Origin of the sequence: Parageobacillus sp. KH3-4 (assembly GCF_022846435.1) — a bacterium.
Taxonomy (GTDB): domain Bacteria; phylum Bacillota; class Bacilli; order Bacillales; family Anoxybacillaceae; genus Parageobacillus; species Parageobacillus thermoglucosidasius_A.
Genome location: NZ_AP025627.1, coordinates 45,031 through 65,418 on the forward strand (window position 1 = coordinate 45,031; position 20,388 = coordinate 65,418).

A 20,388-nucleotide genomic window follows, 5' to 3' on the forward strand; every position below is an offset into this window, starting at 1 on the left:
TTAAATCGATACACGACACCTCTTTGTTGTCGTTTTGTAATGGAAATGTTAATAATTTGTGATATATGTAATGGATTTCTATGTTACACTTAACACCAAGGTAGAAGAGGGGTTGCCGTTATGCTTTTTGACACGCATGCACATTTAAATGCCGTCCAATATAGTGATGATTTACAAGAAGTGATTGATCGCGCTGTTGGAGAAGGAGTTTCTCATATTGTTGTCGTCGGTTTTGACCGTCCTACGATTGCACGGGCGGTGGAACTAGCGGAGCAATATGATTTTATTTATGCTTCCGTCGGCTGGCATCCCGTTGATGCAATCGATATGACGGACGAGGACTTGGACATGATCGCAGAGTTGGCTGCACATCCAAAAGTGGTGGCGCTAGGAGAAATGGGCTTGGATTATTATTGGGATAAATCGCCAAAGGAAATACAACATGACGTATTTCGGCGGCAAATCGCTTTGGCAAAAAAAGTGAAACTGCCGATCATTATCCATAATCGTGAAGCAACAGCGGATATTTTGCGGATTTTAAAAGAGGAAAACGCCGCTGAAGTCGGTGGAATTATGCATTGTTTCAGTGGAAGTGTGGAAGTAGCGAAACAATGTATCGATATGAACTTTTTTATTTCCCTCGGCGGTCCAGTAACATTTAAAAACTCGAAAAAGCCGAAGGAAGTGGCCGCGCAAATTCCACTTGAACATTTATTGATTGAAACAGATTGCCCGTATTTAACGCCTCACCCTTTCCGCGGAAAACGAAACGAGCCAAGCTACGTCAAGTATGTAGCGGAGGCGATCGCCGAGATAAAAGGCATTTCCTTTGAGGAAGTGGCAAAAGCGACAACAGAGAATGCGAAAAAATTATTCGGAATCCATCGCTAAAATCATTTGTCAATCGGTGGGGGGGACTTGTCTAAACGTTAGTGAACAAAAAAAGTTCTACAAATTTAGAGCATTGCATATGATAAACGTGTCGACAAGTCTTCCTTTCCTTTTAAGTGAATTTTTTGCATAATAGAGTGTGTTTACACGTACATGTTTAGAGAAAGAGGGGAATATTCGCGCAAGAAGGAGGCGTTTTGCATGATATTACCCAATATGAGGAGAATTTCTGATTCATTGAGGAAAAATTTCACGGTTACCGCTAGTAGTTTCATAGCTTTTTCGGCGACAACGGGATTTGCCGGGTATGAAATAGCGAAGGATGACGTGACGCTAACGGCGAACGGAAAAAAACAAGAGATTCGCACTCACGCCAAGACGGTAAAAGAGGTATTACAGGAGCAAAATATTGAGCCAAGAAAAGAAGATTACGTCTATCCATCGCTAGATACGCCGATTACAGATGATTTAAACATTGTTTGGGAGGCGAGCAAGAAAGTAACTTTGATAATGGATGGGAAGAAGCAAGAAATATGGACGACTGCAAAAAGCGTTGGCGAGCTGTTAAACTCGCAACATATTAAAATCGGAGAGCACGACAAAATTGCCCCGTCGCCAAATGCAAAGATAAAAAAAGGAATGGAAGTGAATGTGGAAAAAGCATTCCCAGTCCACTTAAATGTCGGCGGTAAACAAAAACAAGTATGGGCAACTTCGACTACTGTCGCTGACTTTTTAAAACAACAAAACGTGAAATTAGGCGAACTCGACCGTGTTGAACCATCTTTGCAAGAAAAAGTAAAAGAAGATATGATTGTAAAAGTGGTTAAAGTTCAAAAAGTCACCGATGTAGTGGAAGAACCGATTAATTTTGCAGTCGTCACTCGCCAAGACGCGCAATTGCCAAAAGGAGAACGGCGTGTCATCAGCCCTGGTGAAAAAGGAAGTGCTTTGAAAAAGTATGAAGTAGTGCTTGAAAACGGAAGAGAAGTATCGCGAAAATTAATGGAAACAAAAGTAATTAAAGCAAGCAAAAATCGCATTGTTGCAATCGGCACACGATCCACTCGTGCGCAAAGTCGTTCTGTTCAAATAGCGTCTCGCGGTCAAAGACATGCAGCGAAAGAATTTTATGTTACTGCCACCGCTTATACCGCTTATTGTGAAGGCTGTTCGGGAAAAACGAGCACAGGAATTGACTTGCGCGCAAACCCTTCTGCGAAAGTTATCGCGGTTGACTCGAGCGTTATACCAATCGGATCAAAAGTGTACGTAGAAGGATACGGATATGCTATTGCTGCCGACACAGGATCGAGTATTAACGGTTATAAAATTGACGTGTTTTTCCCGAAAGAATCGGACGCGTTTCGTTGGGGGAAAAAACGCGTAAAAGTGAAAATTCTTCAATAAAGATGCGGAGGGTTTTTTACCCTCTGCTTTTTCGTTATAATGAAGAAAGATTTTTCTACTTATTTAGACGAAAAAAGCCAAAAAAAGTTTCAGTCATTTTTAAAAGAAATAAAGGTGAAAACCTTCCAACAATTATTTTACTGGAAAGGGGGCAGCGCAGAAATAGGAAAAAAGGCTTATTCCTTGGGGAATGAGTGGACGATTTCTGCGTACTAATGATGAAAATTAAAGAAATTATTGTTGTGGAAGGTAAAGACGATACGGTGGCGATTCGGCGCGCCGTTGATGCAGATACGATTGAAACAAACGGGTCGGCAATCAGCGACGAAACGATTGAGCGGATTAAGTTGGCAAAAGAAAAACGAGGAGTGATTATTTTTACAGATCCTGATTTTCCGGGTGAAAAAATTCGAAAAATAATTGCAGAGCGCGTTCCAGGCTGCAAACATGCTTTTTTGCCAAGAAAAGCAGCTATTGCGAAAAATGGAAAAGGAATTGGTGTGGAGCACGCTTCTGTTGAAGATATACGCGAAGCATTGAAAAATGTGTACGATGAAGCAACGAAGTGGAATGAGGAAATTACGTTTAACGAACTTGTCACCGCCGGTTTAATCGGCGGAAAATTGGCGAAAAAGCGGCGCCGACATTTAGGGGAAATTTTAAAAATAGGATATACGAACGGAAAGCAGCTTTATAAGCGATTGCAAATATTTCAAATCTCTAAAGAAGCATTTTACGCCGCATTAGAGCAAGTGCTGCAGGAGGAAGCAAACGATGAATACAAATAAAGATATTGCTACACCGGGACGTACTCGGGAAATTTTGGAAAAGTACGGCTTTTCATTTAAAAAAAGTTTAGGACAAAATTTTTTGATTGACACTAATATTTTGCGGAAAATTGTCGATGTCGCTGAGCTTTCGAGCGAAACGGGAGCGATTGAGATCGGTCCTGGAATTGGGGCATTAACGGAACAGCTGGCGCGCCGCGCAAAGAAGGTAGTCGCGTTTGAGATTGACAAGCGGCTTTTGCCGATTTTGGAGGATACGTTATCACCGTATGGAAACGTCCGCATTATTCATCAAGATGTTTTAAAGGCGGATATTCACCGTGTGATTGCAGAAGAATTTACCGATGTGGCCGATATTATGGTGGTGGCGAATTTGCCGTATTATGTCACAACGCCGATCGTTATGAAGCTGTTGACAGATAACTTGCCGATTCGCGGCATTGTCGTTATGTTACAAAAAGAAGTCGCTGACCGCATTTCCGCACAACCGGGAACGAAAGATTACGGTTCGTTGTCCATCGCGATTCAATATTATACGGAAGCGGAAAAGATCATGACCGTTCCAAGAACGGTGTTTATTCCACAGCCGAATGTCGATTCCGCTGTGATTCGGTTAATGAAGCGAAAGCAGCCGCCTGTTGATGTAGACGATGAATCGTTTTTCTTCCAAGTAGTGCGGGCGAGTTTCGCTCAACGCCGGAAAACGATTTTAAACAATTTAATAAGCAACTTGCCGAACGGAAAAGCGATAAAAGAGAAAATTGAGCGCATTTTAACAGAGAAAGGAATTGACCCGCGGCGCCGTGGAGAGACGTTGACAATGGAAGAGTTTGCCGTGCTTAGCAACGCGTTAAGGGAAGTCATGTTCGTGTAAATTTGTTTCTTCGTTGATGTGGAAAGGAAAGACCTGTGTCTATCACCTATTTTCCAGATGCGCATATGTTACTTAGTAAGCAATTTGTTTTACAATGGAGTGAATGGTGATGGATGTTAAGGTCGGCGATATTGTCGCAAGGAAGTCGTATAACTGTGATTTATTGTTTCGTGTTATAGATGTGAAAGAAAAAAATGGGGAAAAAGAAGCGATTTTGTATGGTGAAAATGTGAGGCTTATCGCCGATGCCCCGTGCAGCGATTTAGTCATTGTCGATGAACGAGAGCAGCAGGAAAGAAAGAAAAAGGAAATAGAGCTAATCGAGCAATCGTATAAGCTGTTTCGCCAAGATTGTCATGTCATAAAACAAAAAACAGAGTATCGGGCGACGGGGGGATACCGGACGGAAAAAGATTTTTTTCAAATTCCGGGGCGCGTCCTTCATTTGGACGGTGACCCTTTATATTTGCGGAAGTGTTTGGATTTGTATGAACGAATTGGTGTGCCGGTGTATGGCGTATTTTGCGAGGAAAGCGAAATGCCTGAAAAAGTCGGCGTGCTTCTTGAGCGGTTTCGCCCTGATATTTTAGTGATTACTGGTCACGATTCCTATTCGAAATCGAAAGGAAAAGTGACGGATTTAAAGGCATATCGTCATTCCAAACATTTTGTCCAAACGGTAAAAGAAGCGCGCAAAAAAGTTCCGCATCTTGACCAATTGATCATTTTTGCGGGAGCATGCCAATCCCATTTTGAATCACTGATTCGCGCTGGTGCAAATTTTGCCAGTTCCCCGGCGCGCGTAAACATTCATGCGCTCGATCCAGTTTATATTGTTTCAAGAATTAGTTTTACTCCTTTCATGGAAACGGTAAATGTTTGGGATGTTCTTCGCAATACATTGACCGGAGAAAAGGGACTTGGAGGGGTGGAAACGAAAGGAGTATTGCGCACGGGGATGCCGTTTCGTTTGATTGATACGATGAGCGATTAGCAGCCGCCAGTAACAAGGCGGTTTTTTTCTTTTAATACATATATATTTTTACATAAAAAACGACATAATATACTTAAAAGCAATATTTTGTAGAAAAATATGCATTGACAGTAAGGAAATTGCATTGATATAATTTTTATTTTGACTTTGGAAAGGAACTTTGTTATAATTTACAAAGTGAGGTGGATAGCGAATGCCAAAAACTTTATCCGATATTAAAAAAACGTTGGATTCTAACATCGGCAGACGTTTGACGTTACGCGCCAACGGCGGGCGAAGAAAAACGATTGAGCGGTGCGGAATTTTAGCAGAAACGTATCCATCTGTGTTTGTTATTGAACTCGACCAAAAAGAGAATGCGTTTGAACGAGTGTCATTTAGCTACGCTGATGTGTTGACAGAAACAGTGAAATTGACATTTTTAGATGACGATAAGGTGGGTGGGCAGTAGACGTTAGTTTGCTGCTTTTTGTTTTTGGCATAAATACGTCAACATAAACGTGCGTGTTTTTTTTCATACTAAAACTGTCGCGGCGGTTTGAAAGGGGTTGCTAGCATTGGGTCGACGTCGCGGAATTATGTCGCAACGCTTTAAAGAAGAGTTAGCAAAAGAATTAGGCTTTTATGATGTCGTTCAAAAAGAAGGATGGGGAGCGATCCGCGCGAAAGACGCTGGAAATATGGTGAAATTAGCGATCGAAATGGCTGAACGACAGCTGTTGAAAAGATAATAGTGCAAACTTGCGCGACAAAAAAATAAAAACAGCCGCGGCAGCCGAAGCAATATCGCTTCGGCTTTTTGTTTGAGTCCGTTTGCCGTATTGTTTCAAATTGATGAATTACACGTTTCTGTTTGTTAGCAGCATACGTAATTTATGCTATTATGGTAATGGATCTTGCAAGAAAGCTCGAAGTCATTAGTCATTAAAGTAGGTGGAACGCTTGAAGGTATTAGTCAAGGCGCCGGCAAAAATCAATTTATCGTTGGACGTATTACATAAACGGCCGGATGGATATCATGAAGTAAAGATGGTAATGACAACGATTGATCTGGCGGATCGGATCGAATTAATTCCGCGGGCCGATGATGAGATACAAATTATTTCACAAAACCGATTCGTTCCCGATGACCACCGCAATTTGGCGTATCAGGCTGCAAAAGTATTGAAAGATACATTTGGCATCAAACAGGGAGTGGCGATTTCCATTGCGAAAAATATTCCAGTAGCAGCAGGGCTGGCCGGAGGAAGCAGCGACGCCGCGGCGACGCTCCGCGGCTTAAACAAGCTTTGGCGTTTAGGGCTTACACTTGATGAATTGGCGGAGCTAGGCGCGCAAATCGGTTCTGACGTCCCGTTTTGCGTTTATGGTGGAACCGCGGTTGCAACAGGGCGCGGCGAAAAAATTACGCCGATTTCTTCCCCGCCGCCATGCTGGGTTATTTTAGCGAAACCATCGATCGGCGTTTCTACTGCCGAAGTGTACCGGAATTTAAAGGTGGACGAGATTCGGCACCCGGATGTGGATGGAATGGTAGAGGCGATTGGGCGCCAAGATTATGCGGCTATTTGCAAACTAGTCGGAAATGTATTAGAGGAAGTAACATTGAAAATGCATCCGGAAGTGGCGCACATTAAAGAGCAAATGAAGCGGTTTGGAGCGGATGCGGCATTGATGAGCGGTAGCGGGCCGACGGTGTTTGGGCTCGTTCAGCATGATTCAAGGTTGCAACGGATTTATAATGGGTTGCGCGGCTTTTGCGATCAAGTGTTCGCTGTCCGGATATTAGGCGAACAAAATTCACTTGATTAAATACGTATATTTTTGGTATATTTACCTTAAAATATTCGGATTTAGGAGGTCCTCTATGAAATTAAGGCGCAGCGGCCGTTTAGTAGATATGACTCATTATCTTCTAGAACGGCCTCATCAGCTTATACCGCTTACATTTTTTGCAGAGCGTTATGAATCGGCAAAGTCATCGATTAGTGAGGACTTGGCAATTATCAAACAAACGTTTGAACAGCAAGGAATCGGAACGATCAAAACGCTGCCGGGTGCGGCAGGCGGAGTCCAATATATTCCGAAAATGTCGAAACAGGAAGCGGGCGAGATCGTTACATATTTATGCGAACAGCTATCGCGCCCAGATCGGCTGCTGCCTGGCGGTTATTTATATATGACGGATATTCTTGGCGACCCTCGTGTTGTCAATAAAATCGGCCGTCTGTATGCGTCCATTTTCGCTGACCGCCCGGTGGATGTCGTCATGACGATCGCGACAAAAGGAATTCCACTTGCTTATGCGGTAGCACACTTTTTGTATGTTCCCGTTGTGATTGTCCGCCATGACAACAAAGTAACGGAAGGTTCGATGGTCAGCATTAACTATGTTTCTGGTTCTTCTAAACGAATTCAAACGATGGTGTTGGCGAAGCGGAGCCTAGCTGAAGGAGCGAATGTTTTAATTATCGATGACTTTATGAAAGCGGGCGGGACGGTAAACGGCATGGTGAATTTGTTAAATGAATTTAACGCCAAACTTTCCGGCATCGGTGTCCTCGTCGAATCTGAGGAAACGAAAGAGCGGCTTGTTGATGAATATATTTCTCTTGTAAAACTATCTTCTGTTGATGTGAAAGAAAAACAAATTACCGTAAAAGCAGGAAATTATATTCATTTTATGGAATAGTAAACGTGAAAGGGGAGCGAATGCAATGAAAAAAGTAGAAACGAATAAAGCGCCGCAAGCGATCGGCCCATATTCACAAGGGATCATCGTCAACAACATGTTTTATAGTTCGGGACAAATTCCGCTTACTCCAGAAGGCGAGATGGTGCAAGGTGATATCAAAGCGCAAACCCATCAGGTATTTCAAAATTTAAAAGCGGTGTTGGAAGCGGCGGGAGCGTCACTGGATACGGTTGTGAAAACAACGGTATTTTTAAAAAGCATGGATGATTTTGCGGCAATGAACGAAGTGTATAACCAATATTTTACAAACCATAAACCGGCGCGTTCTTGCGTGGAAGTGGCGAGACTGCCAAAAGACGCGCTAGTGGAAATCGAAGTAATCGCGCTCGTTCGGTAATCGCTGCCCGCCTTTTCCCTAAAAGTTATTCCACATGTAACCGACGATTTATTTATAAAAAATTTTCAAAAAAAGAAGGAAATGAACAACAACATGTGGAATAAATTTAATCAAGTCTTATATAGGGAAAAGGTGGTGAGCATAATGGAAGTTACTGACGTAAGATTACGCCGCGTGAATACCGAAGGACGTATGAAAGCGATTGCCTCTATCACATTGGATAACGAATTCGTTGTCCACGATATCCGCGTGATCGATGGCAATAACGGATTGTTTGTCGCAATGCCGAGCAAACGCACTCCAGATGGGGAATTCCGTGATATTGCCCATCCGATTAACTCGGCGACGCGCGGAAAAATCCAAGAGGCGATATTGGCTGAGTATCATCGTTTAGGTAAGTTGGAAGAAGAACTTGAAGAAGCTGGTGCTTCATAAAATATGGAAAAGAGCCTGTCCCCAACGGACAGGCTCTTTATATTTTCTGGAAAAATTGTTTCCTTGAAATACACTACTAATTGAGATATATTCAATTATGGATAAAAAGGTAATTGGAGGCCTTCTATATGGTAAAACGATATGCGGTCATATTGGCGGCTGGACAGGGGACAAGAATGAAGTCGAAGCAATATAAAGTATTGCACCCTGTTTGCGGCAAGCCAATGGTCCAGCATGTGGCGGACCAAGTTTTGCAGCTAGGAATAGAAAAGCTTATTACCGTTGTAGGCTTTGGAGCCGAACAAGTAAAAGCGCAGCTTGGCGACCAAAGCGAATATGCTTTCCAGCAGGAACAACTGGGAACGGCGCACGCAGTTATGCAGGCAGCCTCTCATTTGCGCGGAAAAGATGGAGTAACGCTCGTTGTATGCGGAGATACACCGTTGATTACTGCTGAAACGATGCAAGCTTTGCTTGATCATCATCTTGCGACAAAGGCCAAGGCAACGATTTTGACGGCAGTTGCAGATAATCCTGCCGGATATGGCCGCATTGTTCGCGATTCTCTTGGAAATGTTGAAAAAATTATCGAACATAAAGATGCAAGCGAACAGGAACGCGCCATCAAAGAAATTAACACGGGAACATATTGCTTTGATAACAAGTCTTTATTTGAAGCGCTTACACATGTATCAAACAATAATGTACAAGGCGAATATTATTTAACAGATGTCATTGAAATTTTAAAATCAAATGGTGGTATCATTTCTGCATACGAAGCTCCGTCTTTTGAAGAAACGATCGGGGTGAATGATCGCGCTGCTCTCGCCGAAGCGGAAAAAATTATGCGCATGCGAATTTGTCGCAAACATATGATGAACGGGGTAACGATTATTGATCCTGCTCATACGTATATATCGGCTGAGGCGCAAATTGGCCGCGATACTGTGATTTATCCCGGGACCGTTATTGAAGGGAAAACGGTGATTGGTGAAGATTGCGTTATCGGACCAAATTCGGAAATTAAAGATTGTTTGATTGGAAACGGCACAGCGATTCGCCACTCTGTCGCGCACGATAGCGAAATTGGCAACGATGTTACGATCGGGCCGTTTGCCCATATTCGTCCGTCGTCGAAAATCGCTGATGAAGTTCGCATCGGCAATTTTGTCGAAGTGAAAAAATCGGTGTTTGGCAAAGGAAGCAAAGCATCGCATTTAAGCTACATTGGCGATGCGGAAGTCGGCGCGAACGTCAACCTCGGCTGCGGATCCATTACCGTAAACTATGATGGGAAAAATAAATATATGACGAAAATTGAGGATGGAGCGTTTATCGGCTGTAATGTGAATTTAATTGCCCCGGTGACAGTTGGGAAAGGCGCTTATGTCGCTGCCGGTTCTACGATTACGGATGATGTTCCTGGAAATGCGCTATCGATTGCCCGCGCTCGGCAAGTAAATAAAGAGAATTATGTGGATCGCCTTTCTATTAAGAAAAATTCGTAATGGAGGTTTATCATGTCTGAATGTCATCATAACTTGAAATTGTTTGCATTAAATTCCAATGTGAAGTTAGCCGAAGAAATTGCGCAAGTGATGGGGATAGAATTAGGAAAATGCTCGGTTTCCCGCTTCAGCGATGGCGAAATCCAAATCAACATTGAAGAAAGCATCCGCGGCGATGATGTTTTCGTCATTCAATCAACCAGCGTGCCGGTGAACGAACATTTAATGGAATTACTAATCATGATTGATGCGTTAAAACGTGCTTCCGCAAAAACGATTAATATTGTAATGCCTTACTATGGATATGCCCGCCAAGATCGAAAAGCGCGTTCCCGCGAGCCGATTACGGCGAAATTGGTGGCAAACCTTTTAGAAACGGCGGGAGCTTCCCGCGTCATTACGCTTGATTTGCACGCGCCGCAAATTCAAGGATTTTTTGACATTCCGATCGATCATTTAATGGGGGTTCCAATTTTAGCCGAGTATTTTAAAAGTAAAAATCTTGATGATATTGTTGTCGTTTCTCCAGACCACGGAGGGGTGACGCGGACGCGCAAGCTGGCCGACCGTCTAAAAGCGCCAATCGCAATTATTGATAAGCGCCGACCGAAGCCGAATGTGGCGGAGGTAATGAATATTGTCGGGCAAGTGCAAGGAAAGACGGCAATTTTAATCGATGATATCATTGATACGGCTGGAACGATCACATTAGCTGCCAACGCTCTAGTTGAAAACGGCGCGAAAGAAGTATATGCGTGTTGCACGCACCCAGTATTATCAGGACCAGCGATTGAACGCATTCAAAATTCGAAAATTAAAGAACTTGTTGTCACCAATACAATTGCGTTGCCAGAAGAAAAGAAAATTGATAAAATTGTAGAGCTGTCAGTTGCACCGCTCATTGCGGAAGCAATTACACGCGTATATGAAATGAAGTCTGTCAGTGTATTGTTTGACTAATGTACTAATGTACGCGCATGTTTAGACCTTCTTGTTTTAGGATAAAGTATCAATTAGATTCTAATTCTAATTCAGGAAGGTGAGGAAACATGGCAGCAGTAGTACTAGAAGCAAAAGAACGCACTGATAGAAAACATTCAACAACTCGACGCATTCGTTTACAAGGAAATATTCCTGGAATCTTGTATGGAAAAAACATTGAAAACAAAATGATTTTTGTCAATGGTTCCGATTTTCAAAAAACGATCCGCGAAGCCGGACGGCATAGTCTGATTACATTGAAATTGAACGATGAGGAATATTCGGTATTGTTGAGGGATGTCCAAAGAGACTCGCTCCGTGGCAATATTCTTCACGTTGATTTTCAAGCGGTCGATATGTCTACGGAAGTAGATATTGATGTGGATATCCGTTTCATCGGCGAGGCTGCCGGAGTAAAAGACGGCGGCGTATTGCAGCAAAATCTGCATCAATTGTCGATCCGCGTATTGCCAGCGAATATTCCTCCATCGATTGATATCGATATTTCACACTTACAAATCGGCGATACGATTACGGTAGGAGATATAAAAACAGACGGAAAATACGAAATTAACCATGAACCTTCTGAAGTGATTGCGACGATCTTGCCGCCGCAACAAGAGGAAGAAATTCATAGCGGCGAACAGCAAGAACCTGGTCGCCCTGACGCGGAAGAAGGAAGAGAAACGACTCCAGACGCATAAACTCGGACGTAGCCGTTTTCGGTTACGTCTTTTGTACTATCAATGCAAAGAGAGGAGACCGAGTGTTGAAGTTATTTGTCGGCCTTGGCAACCCAGGGAAAGAATATGAACAAACGAGGCATAACGTCGGATTTATGGTCATCGATGAGCTTGCGAAACGCTGGAATATTTCTTTTCAAGCAGCAAAATTTAATGGGATGATTGCCTCGAAAATCATTTCCGGCGAAAAAGTGATATTATGTAAGCCATTAACATATATGAATTTATCAGGGGAATGCGTACGACCGTTAATGGATTATTATCGCATTGATGTAAATGATGTTGTTGTTATATATGATGACCTTGACCTTCCTGTTGGAAAAATTCGTTTGCGCATGAAAGGGAGCGCGGGTGGACATAATGGCATTAAGTCGCTTATTCATCATTTAGGCACGCAAGAATTCAAACGGATTCGGATCGGCATCGGGCGACCGGCAAACGGGGAAAAAGTAATCGATTATGTGCTGGGCCGCTTCTGCGAAGAAGAAAGCGGCGCGATCATGGAAGCGATTTTACGTTCGGCCGATGCGTGTGAAAAGGCTGTTACTGTGCCGTTTTTGCAAGTGATGAATGAATTTAATGCATGAATATTTTCCTCCTAATTGGTGCAAAATAAGATGTAGATACGCCCATTAGGAGGTTTGTTCATGGCATTGCATTATTATTGTCGGCATTGTGGAACAAAAGTAGGCACGATTGATAGAGTTTCGGTCTATAGCGAACAATTGGGATTTCACCATTTGACAGAAGAAGAACGATTGGAGATGATTGCGTATCAGCCAAATGGCGATATTCACATAAAAACGATTTGCGAAGATTGCCAGGAGGCGTTAGCGAGGAATCCTGAACTGCATCAGTATGAAAAGTTTATACATTAAAGCTTTGGGCAACCAAAGCATTTTTGTATTTTTTAAATATAAAAACTTCGTCTGTATCGAAACGACTAGCTAACGTTTTTCACGGAAGAACGAGCATGACGACGCCAAATAAGTGAATATGATAGCAAAAAATAAAAAACAGCTTGCATTTCGCTTTGTTGAGAGGAGGGAGAATAGGGGTGCTTTCGTTGCATCGCTATTTCGCTGAAAACCAAGATATTCGTTCCATTATCGGGGGTGTTGAGGCTGGGCTGAAAGAGCAGCTTGTTGCCGGATTATCTGGTTCCGCCCGGTCTGTTTTCATTTCATCGTTATATAAAGAAACAGATAGACCGCTCTTGGTGATTACGCATAATTTATTTCAAGCGCAAAAAATATATGACGACCTTGTTCAATTGCTTGGAACGGAAGAGGTATTTCTCTATCCGGTAAACGAAGTAATTGCCGCGGAAATGGCGATCGCCAGCCCAGAACTAAAGGCGCAACGTTTAGAAGTGATGAATTATTGGACGAAACGCGACAAAGGTATTGTAATTTGTCCTGTCGCCGGATTGCGGCGTCTGCTTCCTCCTGTGTCGTTATGGAAAAATAATATATTGACATTGGAAGTTCAGCAAAATATAGATGTCGAACATTGCAAGAAGCAGTTTGTACAAATGGGATACAAGCGTGTAGCAACTGTGTCAGCTCCTGGGGAATTTAGCGTTCGCGGCGGAATTATTGATATTTATCCATTAACGGCAGAATTACCTTATCGGATTGAGCTGTTTGATACGGAAATTGAATCGATCCGCACGTTTACCGCAGATGATCAGCGCTCCCGCGATGAAGTGCAACAAGTAACCGTTGGCCCCGCCGATGAAATAATTGTTTACGGGGAAATGCTAGAGCGAGGAATTGCGCGAATTGAAGCGGGATTAGCGGAAAGCCTTGACAAATTAAAAGATGAAAAAGTCAAACAATTATTGCTGGAACACGTGTCGTCAGAGCTTGAACAGTTGAAACAAGGGCAAGAAATTGAACAACAATATAAGTATACGGCGCTCTTTTATGATGAGCCTGCTAGTTTGCTAGACTACATGCCGGAAAATGGAATATTGTTGATGGACGAAATGGGCAGATTGCAAGAGGCGGCAGAAAGTCTAGATAAAGAAGAGGCGGAATGGTATACAAGCTTGCTTTCAGAAGGGAAAATTATCCATGATGTGCCAATTTCTCACTCTTTTTCTCAATTATTGCAGAAACATCGCAAACAACGGATTTATTTATCAATCTTTCTTCGCCATGTTCCGCATACACGTCCAGAAAACATCGTGAATATTTCCTGCAAACAAATGCAAAACTTCCATGGGCAAATGTCGCTGCTTAAGTCTGAGTTAGAGCGTTGGAAAAAAGCAAAATATGCTGTCGTTTTTTTAGCGCCGAATGCGGAACGGATGAAAAAGCTGCAATCGGTGCTAGAAGACTATGAAATCGATGTTGCTCCGCTAAGCCGTGAAGCAATGTTGATGCACGGCAAATACCAAATGATCGAGGGCGATTTAAACACAGGATTCGAGCTGCCGATGCAAAAGCTTGCCGTGATTACGGAAGAAGAATTGTTTAAAAAGCGAGTAAAAAAACCAATCCGCCGCCAAAAATTGTCAAACGCGGAGCGCATTAAAAGCTATTCGGAATTGCAAGTGGGCGACTATGTTGTGCATGTGAATCACGGCATCGGTAAGTATTTAGGAATTGAAACATTGGAAATTAACGGCGTCCATAAAGATTATATCCATATTCAATATCAAGGCAGCGATACGTTGTATGTGCCTGTGGACCAAATCGATCAAGTGCAGAAATACGTAGGTTCTGAAGGAAAAGAGCCGAAGATTTATAAATTAGGCGGATCCGAATGGAAAAAAGTGAAAAAGAAAGTAGAATCGTCTGTCCAAGATATCGCTGAAGATTTGATTAAACTGTATGCGGAACGGGAAGCAAGCAAAGGGTACGCGTTTTCCCCAGATACAGAAATGCAGCGGGAGTTTGAAGCGGCGTTTCCGTACCAAGAAACGGAAGATCAGCTTCGTTCGATTGAGGAAATCAAGCGCGATATGGAAAGCGACAAGCCGATGGACCGTCTTCTTTGCGGCGATGTCGGCTACGGAAAGACGGAAGTGGCGCTGCGGGCAGCGTTTAAGGCGATTATGGATGGAAAACAAGTCGCGTTTCTCGTACCGACGACGATTTTGGCACAGCAGCATTACGAAACAGTTCGGGAGCGGTTCCAAGGGTTTCCGATTACCGTTGGGCTGTTAAACCGCTTTCGCACGAGAAAACAACAGGCGGAAACGATCAAAGGTCTGAAAGACGGGACGATCGATATGGTCATCGGCACACACCGCCTATTATCGAAAGATGTCCAGTTTAAAGATTTAGGGCTGCTCATTATCGACGAAGAACAGCGGTTTGGCGTCACCCATAAGGAAAAAATTAAGCAGCTTAAGGCAAATATTGATGTGCTGACGCTAACAGCAACACCAATTCCGAGAACGTTGCATATGTCCATGATCGGTGTGCGCGACCTGTCCATTATTGAAACGCCTCCAGAAAACCGGTTTCCGGTGCAAACGTATGTGATGGAATATACCCCTGAACTGGTGCGGGAAGCGATTGAACGGGAGCTGGCGAGGGACGGGCAAGTCTTTTTCTTATACAACCACATTGAAGATATTGATGTGAAAGCAGAAGAAATTTCGCAGCTCGTGCCGGAAGCGCGCGTGACGTATGTGCATGGACGGATGTCGGAAACGGAATTGGAGTCAACGATGCTAGCGTTTTTGGAAGGCCAATATGACGTACTTGTTACAACGACGATTATTGAAACAGGCGTTGACATTCCGAATGTGAACACGCTGATCGTCTATGATGCGGACCGCATGGGATTATCGCAGTTGTATCAGCTGCGCGGTCGCGTCGGACGTTCTAATCGCGTTGCATACGCATATTTCACATACCGAAAAGACAAAGTGCTCAACGAAGCTGCTGAAAAACGTTTACAAGCAATCAAAGAATTTACCGAACTCGGTTCAGGGTTTAAAATTGCAATGCGCGACCTGTCGATTCGCGGCGCCGGAAATATATTAGGCGCAGAACAGCATGGATTTATCGATTCTGTCGGCTTTGATTTATATTCGCAAATGCTGAAAGAAGCCATCGAGAAACGAAAAGGAATCAAACAAGAAGAAGCAAAGCATGAAATAACGATGGATTTAGAAGTCGATGCTTATATTCCAGACGCGTATATTTCTGACGGGTTGCAAAAAATTGATATGTACAAGCGTTTTAAAGCGGTCGAGACAATGGAAGACGTTGAAACGCTGCGTGAGGAAATGCTTGACCGCTTTGGCGAATATCCGGATGAAGTTGCTTATTTATTCCAAATTGCCGAAATTAAAGTGTACGCGAAACAAGCAGGAGTAGAAGCGATCAAACAACAGAAACAGCAAATTGACATTTTATTTACTGAGAAGGCATCCAAAGAAGTAGAAATTCAACGTTTATCGAAAATCGGCGGGCAATACGGCCGTTTATTCGGATTTGGCATGGAGGGTTCCAAACTAAAAATTGTTTTATACATTAAAGACTTAAAACCGCAAGAATGGCTGATGGTTTTATATGAAACGTTAAAAGAGCTTTCCAGCGTGAAAGATGAAAAATCGATTATCGCTTGAATGAGATGTTTATGTTCCGAAAAGATCGTCGATAATGAAGGATGGGTAATTTTATTTAAAATTGAGAAAATCACTTTCATCGCGTATATAACTTGGATTGTGAAGGATACTAATCACAGCAATGGTGAATTCGCCATAACAAGGATTCATCGGTGTATTCTTCAAATCCTAGATGAAAGTGAGGGCATCTGTAGATGAAAGCAACTGGTATTGTCCGTCGAATTGACGATTTAGGAAGAGTTGTCATTCCGAAAGAAATTCGAAGAACGTTGCGCATTCGGGAAGGGGATCCGCTCGAGATATTCGTTGATCGCGACGGCGAAGTCATTTTAAAAAAATACTCACCAATTAGCGAATTAGGTGATTTCGCAAAAGAATATGCAGACGCGTTGTTTGACAGCTTAGGGCAGCCTGTATTGATTTGTGACCGCGACGTTTTCATCGCTGTTGCGGGTGTTTCGAAAAAAGAATATTTGAACAAAAATGTCGGTCCATTAGTGGAAAAAGCGATGGAAGAGCGAAACTCTGTCCTTCATACGGAAGAAGGAGAAGTGGAGCTTGTCGACGGAGTTTCAGAAACGTTGAAATCGTATACGATTGGACCAATTGTGGCAAACGGCGATCCGATTGGTGCTGTCGTCATTTTGTCAAAAGATAAAGTGCTTGGCGAAGTGGAACATAAAGCGGTCGAGACAGCCGCAGGCTTTTTAGCTCGGCAAATGGAACAATAAAATGAAAAAAATCATGAACGGAAAAAGGTGGCTTGCTATGCTGCCTTTTTCTTTTGCGTTATATCAGTTTGACGTACCAATTGTCACATTTTTGATGTACTGCGGTTGTTTAGTTTCAGGCGGTCGAAAACTTTGCAAATGATTGATAGCGTATGGGATGGACATAAGCAAGACTTAGGAAAACGAGTGGTGAGTCGCATAAGTGAGACTTGAAAATTCCGCTTCTTGCGGAATAATAAGTTTGTGGCCTATTTTTTCGATTGTTGTCGCAGTATTAGCGTGGAAGGAGAAACATGATGAGATCGCCGGAAGAAAAGATATGGAGAGGTGCGGTCGTCTTAACCATTGCTGCCTTTGTGACGAAACTATTAAGCGCTTTTTATCGCGTTCCGTATCAGAATATCGTTGGTGATGTCGGTTTTTATATTTATCAGCAAGTGTATCCGATTTACGGCATTGTTATGTCATTAGCGCTATACGGCTATCCGATCGTCATTTCGAAGCTCGTAGCAGAGCGTGTTGCTGGCCGCGATCACAAAGGCGTTGTTTCGGTTTTGCTAGTGTCGCTTTTGTTCTTATGCTCGCTCGGTTTACTTATTTTTTCCGTCCTCTATGTAGGAGCGAAACAAGTCGCAATATGGATGGGAGATGCGGAGCTCGCCCCGCTTGTTCGCCTCCTCTCTTTTTCATTTTTGCTATTTCCGTTTATCGCTTTGTTGCGCGGCTATTTTCAAGGGGAGAACAACATGATCCCGACCGCTGTTTCTCAGGTTGGGGAACAGCTCGTTCGTGTGATGACGATTATTTTTTTGTCGTATTTGTTTATCAAAAGTGGACGCACCGTGTATGACGCTGGAGCGGCGGCAGTGTTTGGCTCATTCGCCGGAGGATTGACCGCGCTTCTTTTATTGACAGCGTATTGGCTGAGAAGGGCAAATCGAGGGAAAATACATATCACATGGAAAAGCGCAGATGCTAAGCACATTATTTCTTATTTGCTCATCGAAGGGTTCATTATTTGTGTGACAAATATGGCGTTAACGCTCACGCAATTGGTAGACTCGTTTTCGTTATTGCCGCTGCTTGTCGAACGCGGCAAAGAAAGCTTCGAACAAGCAAAGATATGGAAGGGAATTTACGATCGCGGACAACCTCTTATCCAGCTTGGCACAGTGGTTGCGACTGCATTTTCGCTAGCGCTTGTTCCGCTCATTTCCGGAGCGAAAAAACGCGAAAACGAACAATTTATTCGCGAAAAAACGGATTTATCGTTGCGCATCGCCACTGTCATCGGATTAGGAGCTTCATTAGGATTGATGTGTCTCATCCGTCCTGTGAACATTATGTTATTTGAAAATGACCTCGGTTCACTTTCACTGGCAATTTTGGCTGCCTCGATTTTCTTTACGGCATTGGCGCTGACGCTTTCGGCGTTATTGCAAGGAATGGGACATGAATGGATAGCGGTGGCGGGAGTGTGTGTAGCGGTAGCAGGAAAAGCTGTCTGCAATTGGCTGTTGATCCCTTTATTCGGGACGGCTGGTGCGGCTGCTGCTACGGCGTTGTCTTACGCGGCGATGTCGTGTTTTTTATATGTCATGTTGCGACGGAAGCTGCATGTCTGCTTTCCGAAGAAAACGTATTTGTATCCTGTGATAAAAGCAGCAGCAGCGATGGTCGTGTTGTTGCAATTATACACGCTGCTTGCGGAAACGTTGGGCTCCGGCCGCCTGTTCGCGGCCGGTGAAGCGGTGGCCGGGGTGCTGCTTGGCGGCGCTACGTATATTATAATAATCATAAAAGGAAATGTATTCTCGCAACAAGAATTGTCATTTTTACCATTCGGCGATAAACTACGTTTATTATTGAAAACAGGTGATCGATGATGAATACGATTTATGTTTTCGGTTTAGGTGCTGGTGATATGGAACAGTTGCCATTAGGTGTATATCGGAAGCTGAAAACCGCTTCTCCGCTTTTTTTACGAACGAAAGAACATCCGGTTGTCCATGCGCTGCAAGCGGAGGGGGTTTCCTTTACGTCATTTGATGCGATTTACGAGAGACATGAACGGTTTGAAGACGTATATGAGGAAATAGCAGCTATTTTACTGGAACAGGCGCAAAAAAACGATGTGTTTTACGCCGTTCCCGGCCATCCGCTTGTAGCGGAAAAGACCGTGCAGCTTTTGCTGGAAGCGGAACGGCGCAAGCAATGTCGCGTCGTCATCGAGGGAGGCCAAAGCTTTTTAGATGCTTTGTTTACCACGTTAAAGATTGACCCGATCGAAGGGTTTCAGCTCATTGATGCCACCTCGTTTCAAGGGGATGAATGGCAATTAACAAAGCATACGATTTTTTGCCAAGTGTATGATTCGTTTATTGCCTCTGAAGTGAAATTGACATTAATGGAGCAGCTTCCTGACGATTATCCTGTCTATATCGTGACGGCGGCGGGAAGCAAAGAGGAGAAAGTGATGGAAATTCCGTTATATGAACTGGACCGTGCTATGGCATTAAACAATTTAACGAGCGTATATGTCCCGCCTGTTCGCGAGGAAACGATGCTTTATCACCGTTTTGAAACGCTGCGGCGCGTGATTGCGACATTGCGGGGGCCGAACGGCTGCCCGTGGGACCGTAAACAAACGCATGAATCGCTAAAGCGGTATTTGCTTGAAGAAACGTATGAACTGTTTGAAGCGATCGATGAAAATGACGATGAACATATGGTCGAGGAGCTTGGCGACGTGCTTTTGCAAGTCATGCTTCATGCGCAAATTGGCGAAGATGAGGGAATGTTTTCCATTGACGATGTCATCCGCGGGATTACAGAAAAAATGATCCGCCGCCATCCACATGTATTCGGTGACGTCACCGTTGAAAACGCAGAACAAGTTGTAGAAAATTGGCAGCAGATAAAAGCAAAAGAAAAGAAAGACCGCCCTAATTCTTTGCTTGATGATGTGCCGAAAAGCTTGCCAGGCATTTTAAAAGCTTACGAATTTCAGAAAAAAGCGGCAAAAGTAGGGTTCGATTGGGACGATGTCAAACCAATGTGGGATAAAGTAGAAGAAGAAATTGCCGAATTTAAACGGGAGGCGTTGGGGGAAAAAACGGCCCGTTCCCGCCTCATTAGCGAATTTGGCGATATTTTATTTGCGCTTATCAATATCGCCCGCTATTACGACATCAACCCAGAGGAAGCATTACATGTAACAAACAAAAAATTTTACCGGCGCTTTTCCTATATTGAAGAGCGGGCGCGGGAAAGCGGCGTAGCGCTTACGTCGCTGTCGCTTGCCGAGTTGGATCGTTTTTGGGAAGAGGCGAAAGAAAAAGGATGGTAAA

Annotated in this window: 20 protein-coding genes; all 20 read left to right on the top strand. The window is 43.5% G+C overall.

The features are described 5' to 3' along the window. The first annotated feature begins 120 nt into the window (after nt 1–120). The 20 genes from MWM02_RS00225 (at nt 121) to yabN (ending at nt 20,387) form a co-directional block, all read left to right on the top strand. Entirely contained in the window at nt 121–891 is a 771-nt protein-coding gene (locus MWM02_RS00225; RefSeq protein ID WP_244402717.1) for a TatD family hydrolase, read from the top strand. 201 nt (nt 892–1,092) lie between these two features. Next, nucleotides 1,093–2,301: a G5 and 3D domain-containing protein gene (locus MWM02_RS00230; protein WP_244402718.1), complete on the top strand. Its 1,209-nt coding sequence runs from the start codon at nt 1,093–1,095 to the stop codon at nt 2,299–2,301. Nucleotides 2,302–2,519: 218 nt separating this feature from the next. Then, nucleotides 2,520–3,089 (top strand): ribonuclease M5, encoded by a 570-nt coding sequence (rnmV, locus tag MWM02_RS00235; protein ID WP_064550669.1) that lies wholly within the window; start codon nt 2,520–2,522, stop codon nt 3,087–3,089. Continuing rightward, nucleotides 3,076–3,963, top strand: a complete 888-nt coding sequence (gene rsmA, locus MWM02_RS00240) for a 16S rRNA (adenine(1518)-N(6)/adenine(1519)-N(6))-dimethyltransferase RsmA (protein ID WP_064550655.1) — start codon at nt 3,076–3,078, stop codon at nt 3,961–3,963. The genes rnmV and rsmA overlap by 14 nt, the downstream gene beginning before the upstream one ends. A 109-nt stretch (nt 3,964–4,072) precedes the next feature. Next, a complete protein-coding gene (gene yabG, locus MWM02_RS00245; protein ID WP_244402719.1) occupies nt 4,073–4,957 on the top strand; it encodes a sporulation peptidase YabG in 885 nt (294 codons plus the stop codon). A 193-nt stretch (nt 4,958–5,150) separates the two neighbouring features. Further along, complete coding sequence (veg, locus tag MWM02_RS00250; protein ID WP_043906421.1) at nt 5,151–5,408, top strand: biofilm formation stimulator Veg; 258 nt, start codon at nt 5,151–5,153, stop codon at nt 5,406–5,408. A 106-nt stretch (nt 5,409–5,514) separates the two neighbouring features. Next, complete coding sequence (locus MWM02_RS00255; protein WP_013876094.1) at nt 5,515–5,688, top strand: small, acid-soluble spore protein, alpha/beta type; 174 nt, start codon at nt 5,515–5,517, stop codon at nt 5,686–5,688. A 211-nt stretch (nt 5,689–5,899) separates the two neighbouring features. Then, nucleotides 5,900–6,769 (top strand): 4-(cytidine 5'-diphospho)-2-C-methyl-D-erythritol kinase, encoded by an 870-nt coding sequence (gene ispE, locus MWM02_RS00260; RefSeq protein WP_064550653.1) that lies wholly within the window; start codon nt 5,900–5,902, stop codon nt 6,767–6,769. A gap of 55 nt (nt 6,770–6,824) precedes the next feature. Beyond that, on the top strand, nt 6,825–7,649 hold the full coding sequence (purR, locus tag MWM02_RS00265; RefSeq protein WP_064550652.1) for a pur operon repressor: 825 nt from the start codon (nt 6,825–6,827) through the stop codon (nt 7,647–7,649). A gap of 25 nt (nt 7,650–7,674) precedes the next feature. Next, entirely contained in the window at nt 7,675–8,049 is a 375-nt protein-coding gene (ridA, locus tag MWM02_RS00270; protein WP_244402720.1) for a 2-iminobutanoate/2-iminopropanoate deaminase, read from the top strand. A gap of 144 nt (nt 8,050–8,193) precedes the next feature. After that, entirely contained in the window at nt 8,194–8,484 is a 291-nt protein-coding gene (gene spoVG, locus MWM02_RS00275; RefSeq protein WP_003247437.1) for a septation regulator SpoVG, read from the top strand. Nucleotides 8,485–8,612: 128 nt separating this feature from the next. Further along, nucleotides 8,613–9,992, top strand: a complete 1,380-nt coding sequence (gene glmU / locus MWM02_RS00280) for a bifunctional UDP-N-acetylglucosamine diphosphorylase/glucosamine-1-phosphate N-acetyltransferase GlmU (RefSeq protein WP_064550650.1) — start codon at nt 8,613–8,615, stop codon at nt 9,990–9,992. A 12-nt stretch (nt 9,993–10,004) separates the two neighbouring features. Beyond that, on the top strand, nt 10,005–10,952 hold the full coding sequence (locus MWM02_RS00285; protein ID WP_244402721.1) for a ribose-phosphate diphosphokinase: 948 nt from the start codon (nt 10,005–10,007) through the stop codon (nt 10,950–10,952). Between the two features lie 89 nt (nt 10,953–11,041). Beyond that, a complete protein-coding gene (locus MWM02_RS00290) occupies nt 11,042–11,677 on the top strand; it encodes a 50S ribosomal protein L25/general stress protein Ctc (protein ID WP_244402722.1) in 636 nt (211 codons plus the stop codon). Nucleotides 11,678–11,742: 65 nt separating this feature from the next. Beyond that, entirely contained in the window at nt 11,743–12,303 is a 561-nt protein-coding gene (gene pth / locus MWM02_RS00295; RefSeq protein ID WP_244403572.1) for an aminoacyl-tRNA hydrolase, read from the top strand. Nucleotides 12,304–12,363: 60 nt separating this feature from the next. Then, nucleotides 12,364–12,594 (top strand): anti-sigma-F factor Fin, encoded by a 231-nt coding sequence (gene fin / locus MWM02_RS00300; protein ID WP_064550646.1) that lies wholly within the window; start codon nt 12,364–12,366, stop codon nt 12,592–12,594. Between the two features lie 179 nt (nt 12,595–12,773). Beyond that, nucleotides 12,774–16,307 (top strand): transcription-repair coupling factor, encoded by a 3,534-nt coding sequence (gene mfd, locus MWM02_RS00305; RefSeq protein ID WP_244402723.1) that lies wholly within the window; start codon nt 12,774–12,776, stop codon nt 16,305–16,307. Nucleotides 16,308–16,501: 194 nt separating this feature from the next. Beyond that, nucleotides 16,502–17,038, top strand: a complete 537-nt coding sequence (gene spoVT, locus MWM02_RS00310) for a stage V sporulation protein T (RefSeq protein WP_064550644.1) — start codon at nt 16,502–16,504, stop codon at nt 17,036–17,038. 296 nt (nt 17,039–17,334) lie between these two features. Next, nucleotides 17,335–18,924, top strand: a complete 1,590-nt coding sequence (locus MWM02_RS00315; protein WP_064550643.1) for a putative polysaccharide biosynthesis protein — start codon at nt 17,335–17,337, stop codon at nt 18,922–18,924. Continuing rightward, entirely contained in the window at nt 18,924–20,387 is a 1,464-nt protein-coding gene (yabN, locus tag MWM02_RS00320; RefSeq protein WP_064550642.1) for a bifunctional methyltransferase/pyrophosphohydrolase YabN, read from the top strand. The genes MWM02_RS00315 and yabN overlap by 1 nt, the downstream gene beginning before the upstream one ends. Nucleotide 20,388: the final 1 nt, after the last annotated feature.

What these genes read in the sequence shown, in the direction of transcription:
- MWM02_RS00230 (WP_244402718.1), top strand. Translation starts at nt 1,093, where the DNA reads ATGATATTACCCAATATGAGGAGAATTTCTGATTCATTGAGGAAAAAT.
- fin (WP_064550646.1), top strand. Translation starts at nt 12,364, where the DNA reads ATGGCATTGCATTATTATTGTCGGCATTGTGGAACAAAAGTAGGCACG.
- yabN (WP_064550642.1), top strand. Translation starts at nt 18,924, where the DNA reads ATGAATACGATTTATGTTTTCGGTTTAGGTGCTGGTGATATGGAACAG.
- rsmA (WP_064550655.1), top strand. Translation starts at nt 3,076, where the DNA reads ATGAATACAAATAAAGATATTGCTACACCGGGACGTACTCGGGAAATT.
- ridA (WP_244402720.1), top strand. Translation starts at nt 7,675, where the DNA reads ATGAAAAAAGTAGAAACGAATAAAGCGCCGCAAGCGATCGGCCCATAT.
- spoVG (WP_003247437.1), top strand. Translation starts at nt 8,194, where the DNA reads ATGGAAGTTACTGACGTAAGATTACGCCGCGTGAATACCGAAGGACGT.
- glmU (WP_064550650.1), top strand. Translation starts at nt 8,613, where the DNA reads ATGGTAAAACGATATGCGGTCATATTGGCGGCTGGACAGGGGACAAGA.
- MWM02_RS00225 (WP_244402717.1), top strand. Translation starts at nt 121, where the DNA reads ATGCTTTTTGACACGCATGCACATTTAAATGCCGTCCAATATAGTGAT.
- purR (WP_064550652.1), top strand. Translation starts at nt 6,825, where the DNA reads ATGAAATTAAGGCGCAGCGGCCGTTTAGTAGATATGACTCATTATCTT.
- spoVT (WP_064550644.1), top strand. Translation starts at nt 16,502, where the DNA reads ATGAAAGCAACTGGTATTGTCCGTCGAATTGACGATTTAGGAAGAGTT.
- MWM02_RS00315 (WP_064550643.1), top strand. Translation starts at nt 17,335, where the DNA reads ATGAGATCGCCGGAAGAAAAGATATGGAGAGGTGCGGTCGTCTTAACC.
- MWM02_RS00290 (WP_244402722.1), top strand. Translation starts at nt 11,042, where the DNA reads ATGGCAGCAGTAGTACTAGAAGCAAAAGAACGCACTGATAGAAAACAT.
- MWM02_RS00285 (WP_244402721.1), top strand. Translation starts at nt 10,005, where the DNA reads ATGTCTGAATGTCATCATAACTTGAAATTGTTTGCATTAAATTCCAAT.
- veg (WP_043906421.1), top strand. Translation starts at nt 5,151, where the DNA reads ATGCCAAAAACTTTATCCGATATTAAAAAAACGTTGGATTCTAACATC.
- rnmV (WP_064550669.1), top strand. Translation starts at nt 2,520, where the DNA reads ATGAAAATTAAAGAAATTATTGTTGTGGAAGGTAAAGACGATACGGTG.
- yabG (WP_244402719.1), top strand. Translation starts at nt 4,073, where the DNA reads ATGGATGTTAAGGTCGGCGATATTGTCGCAAGGAAGTCGTATAACTGT.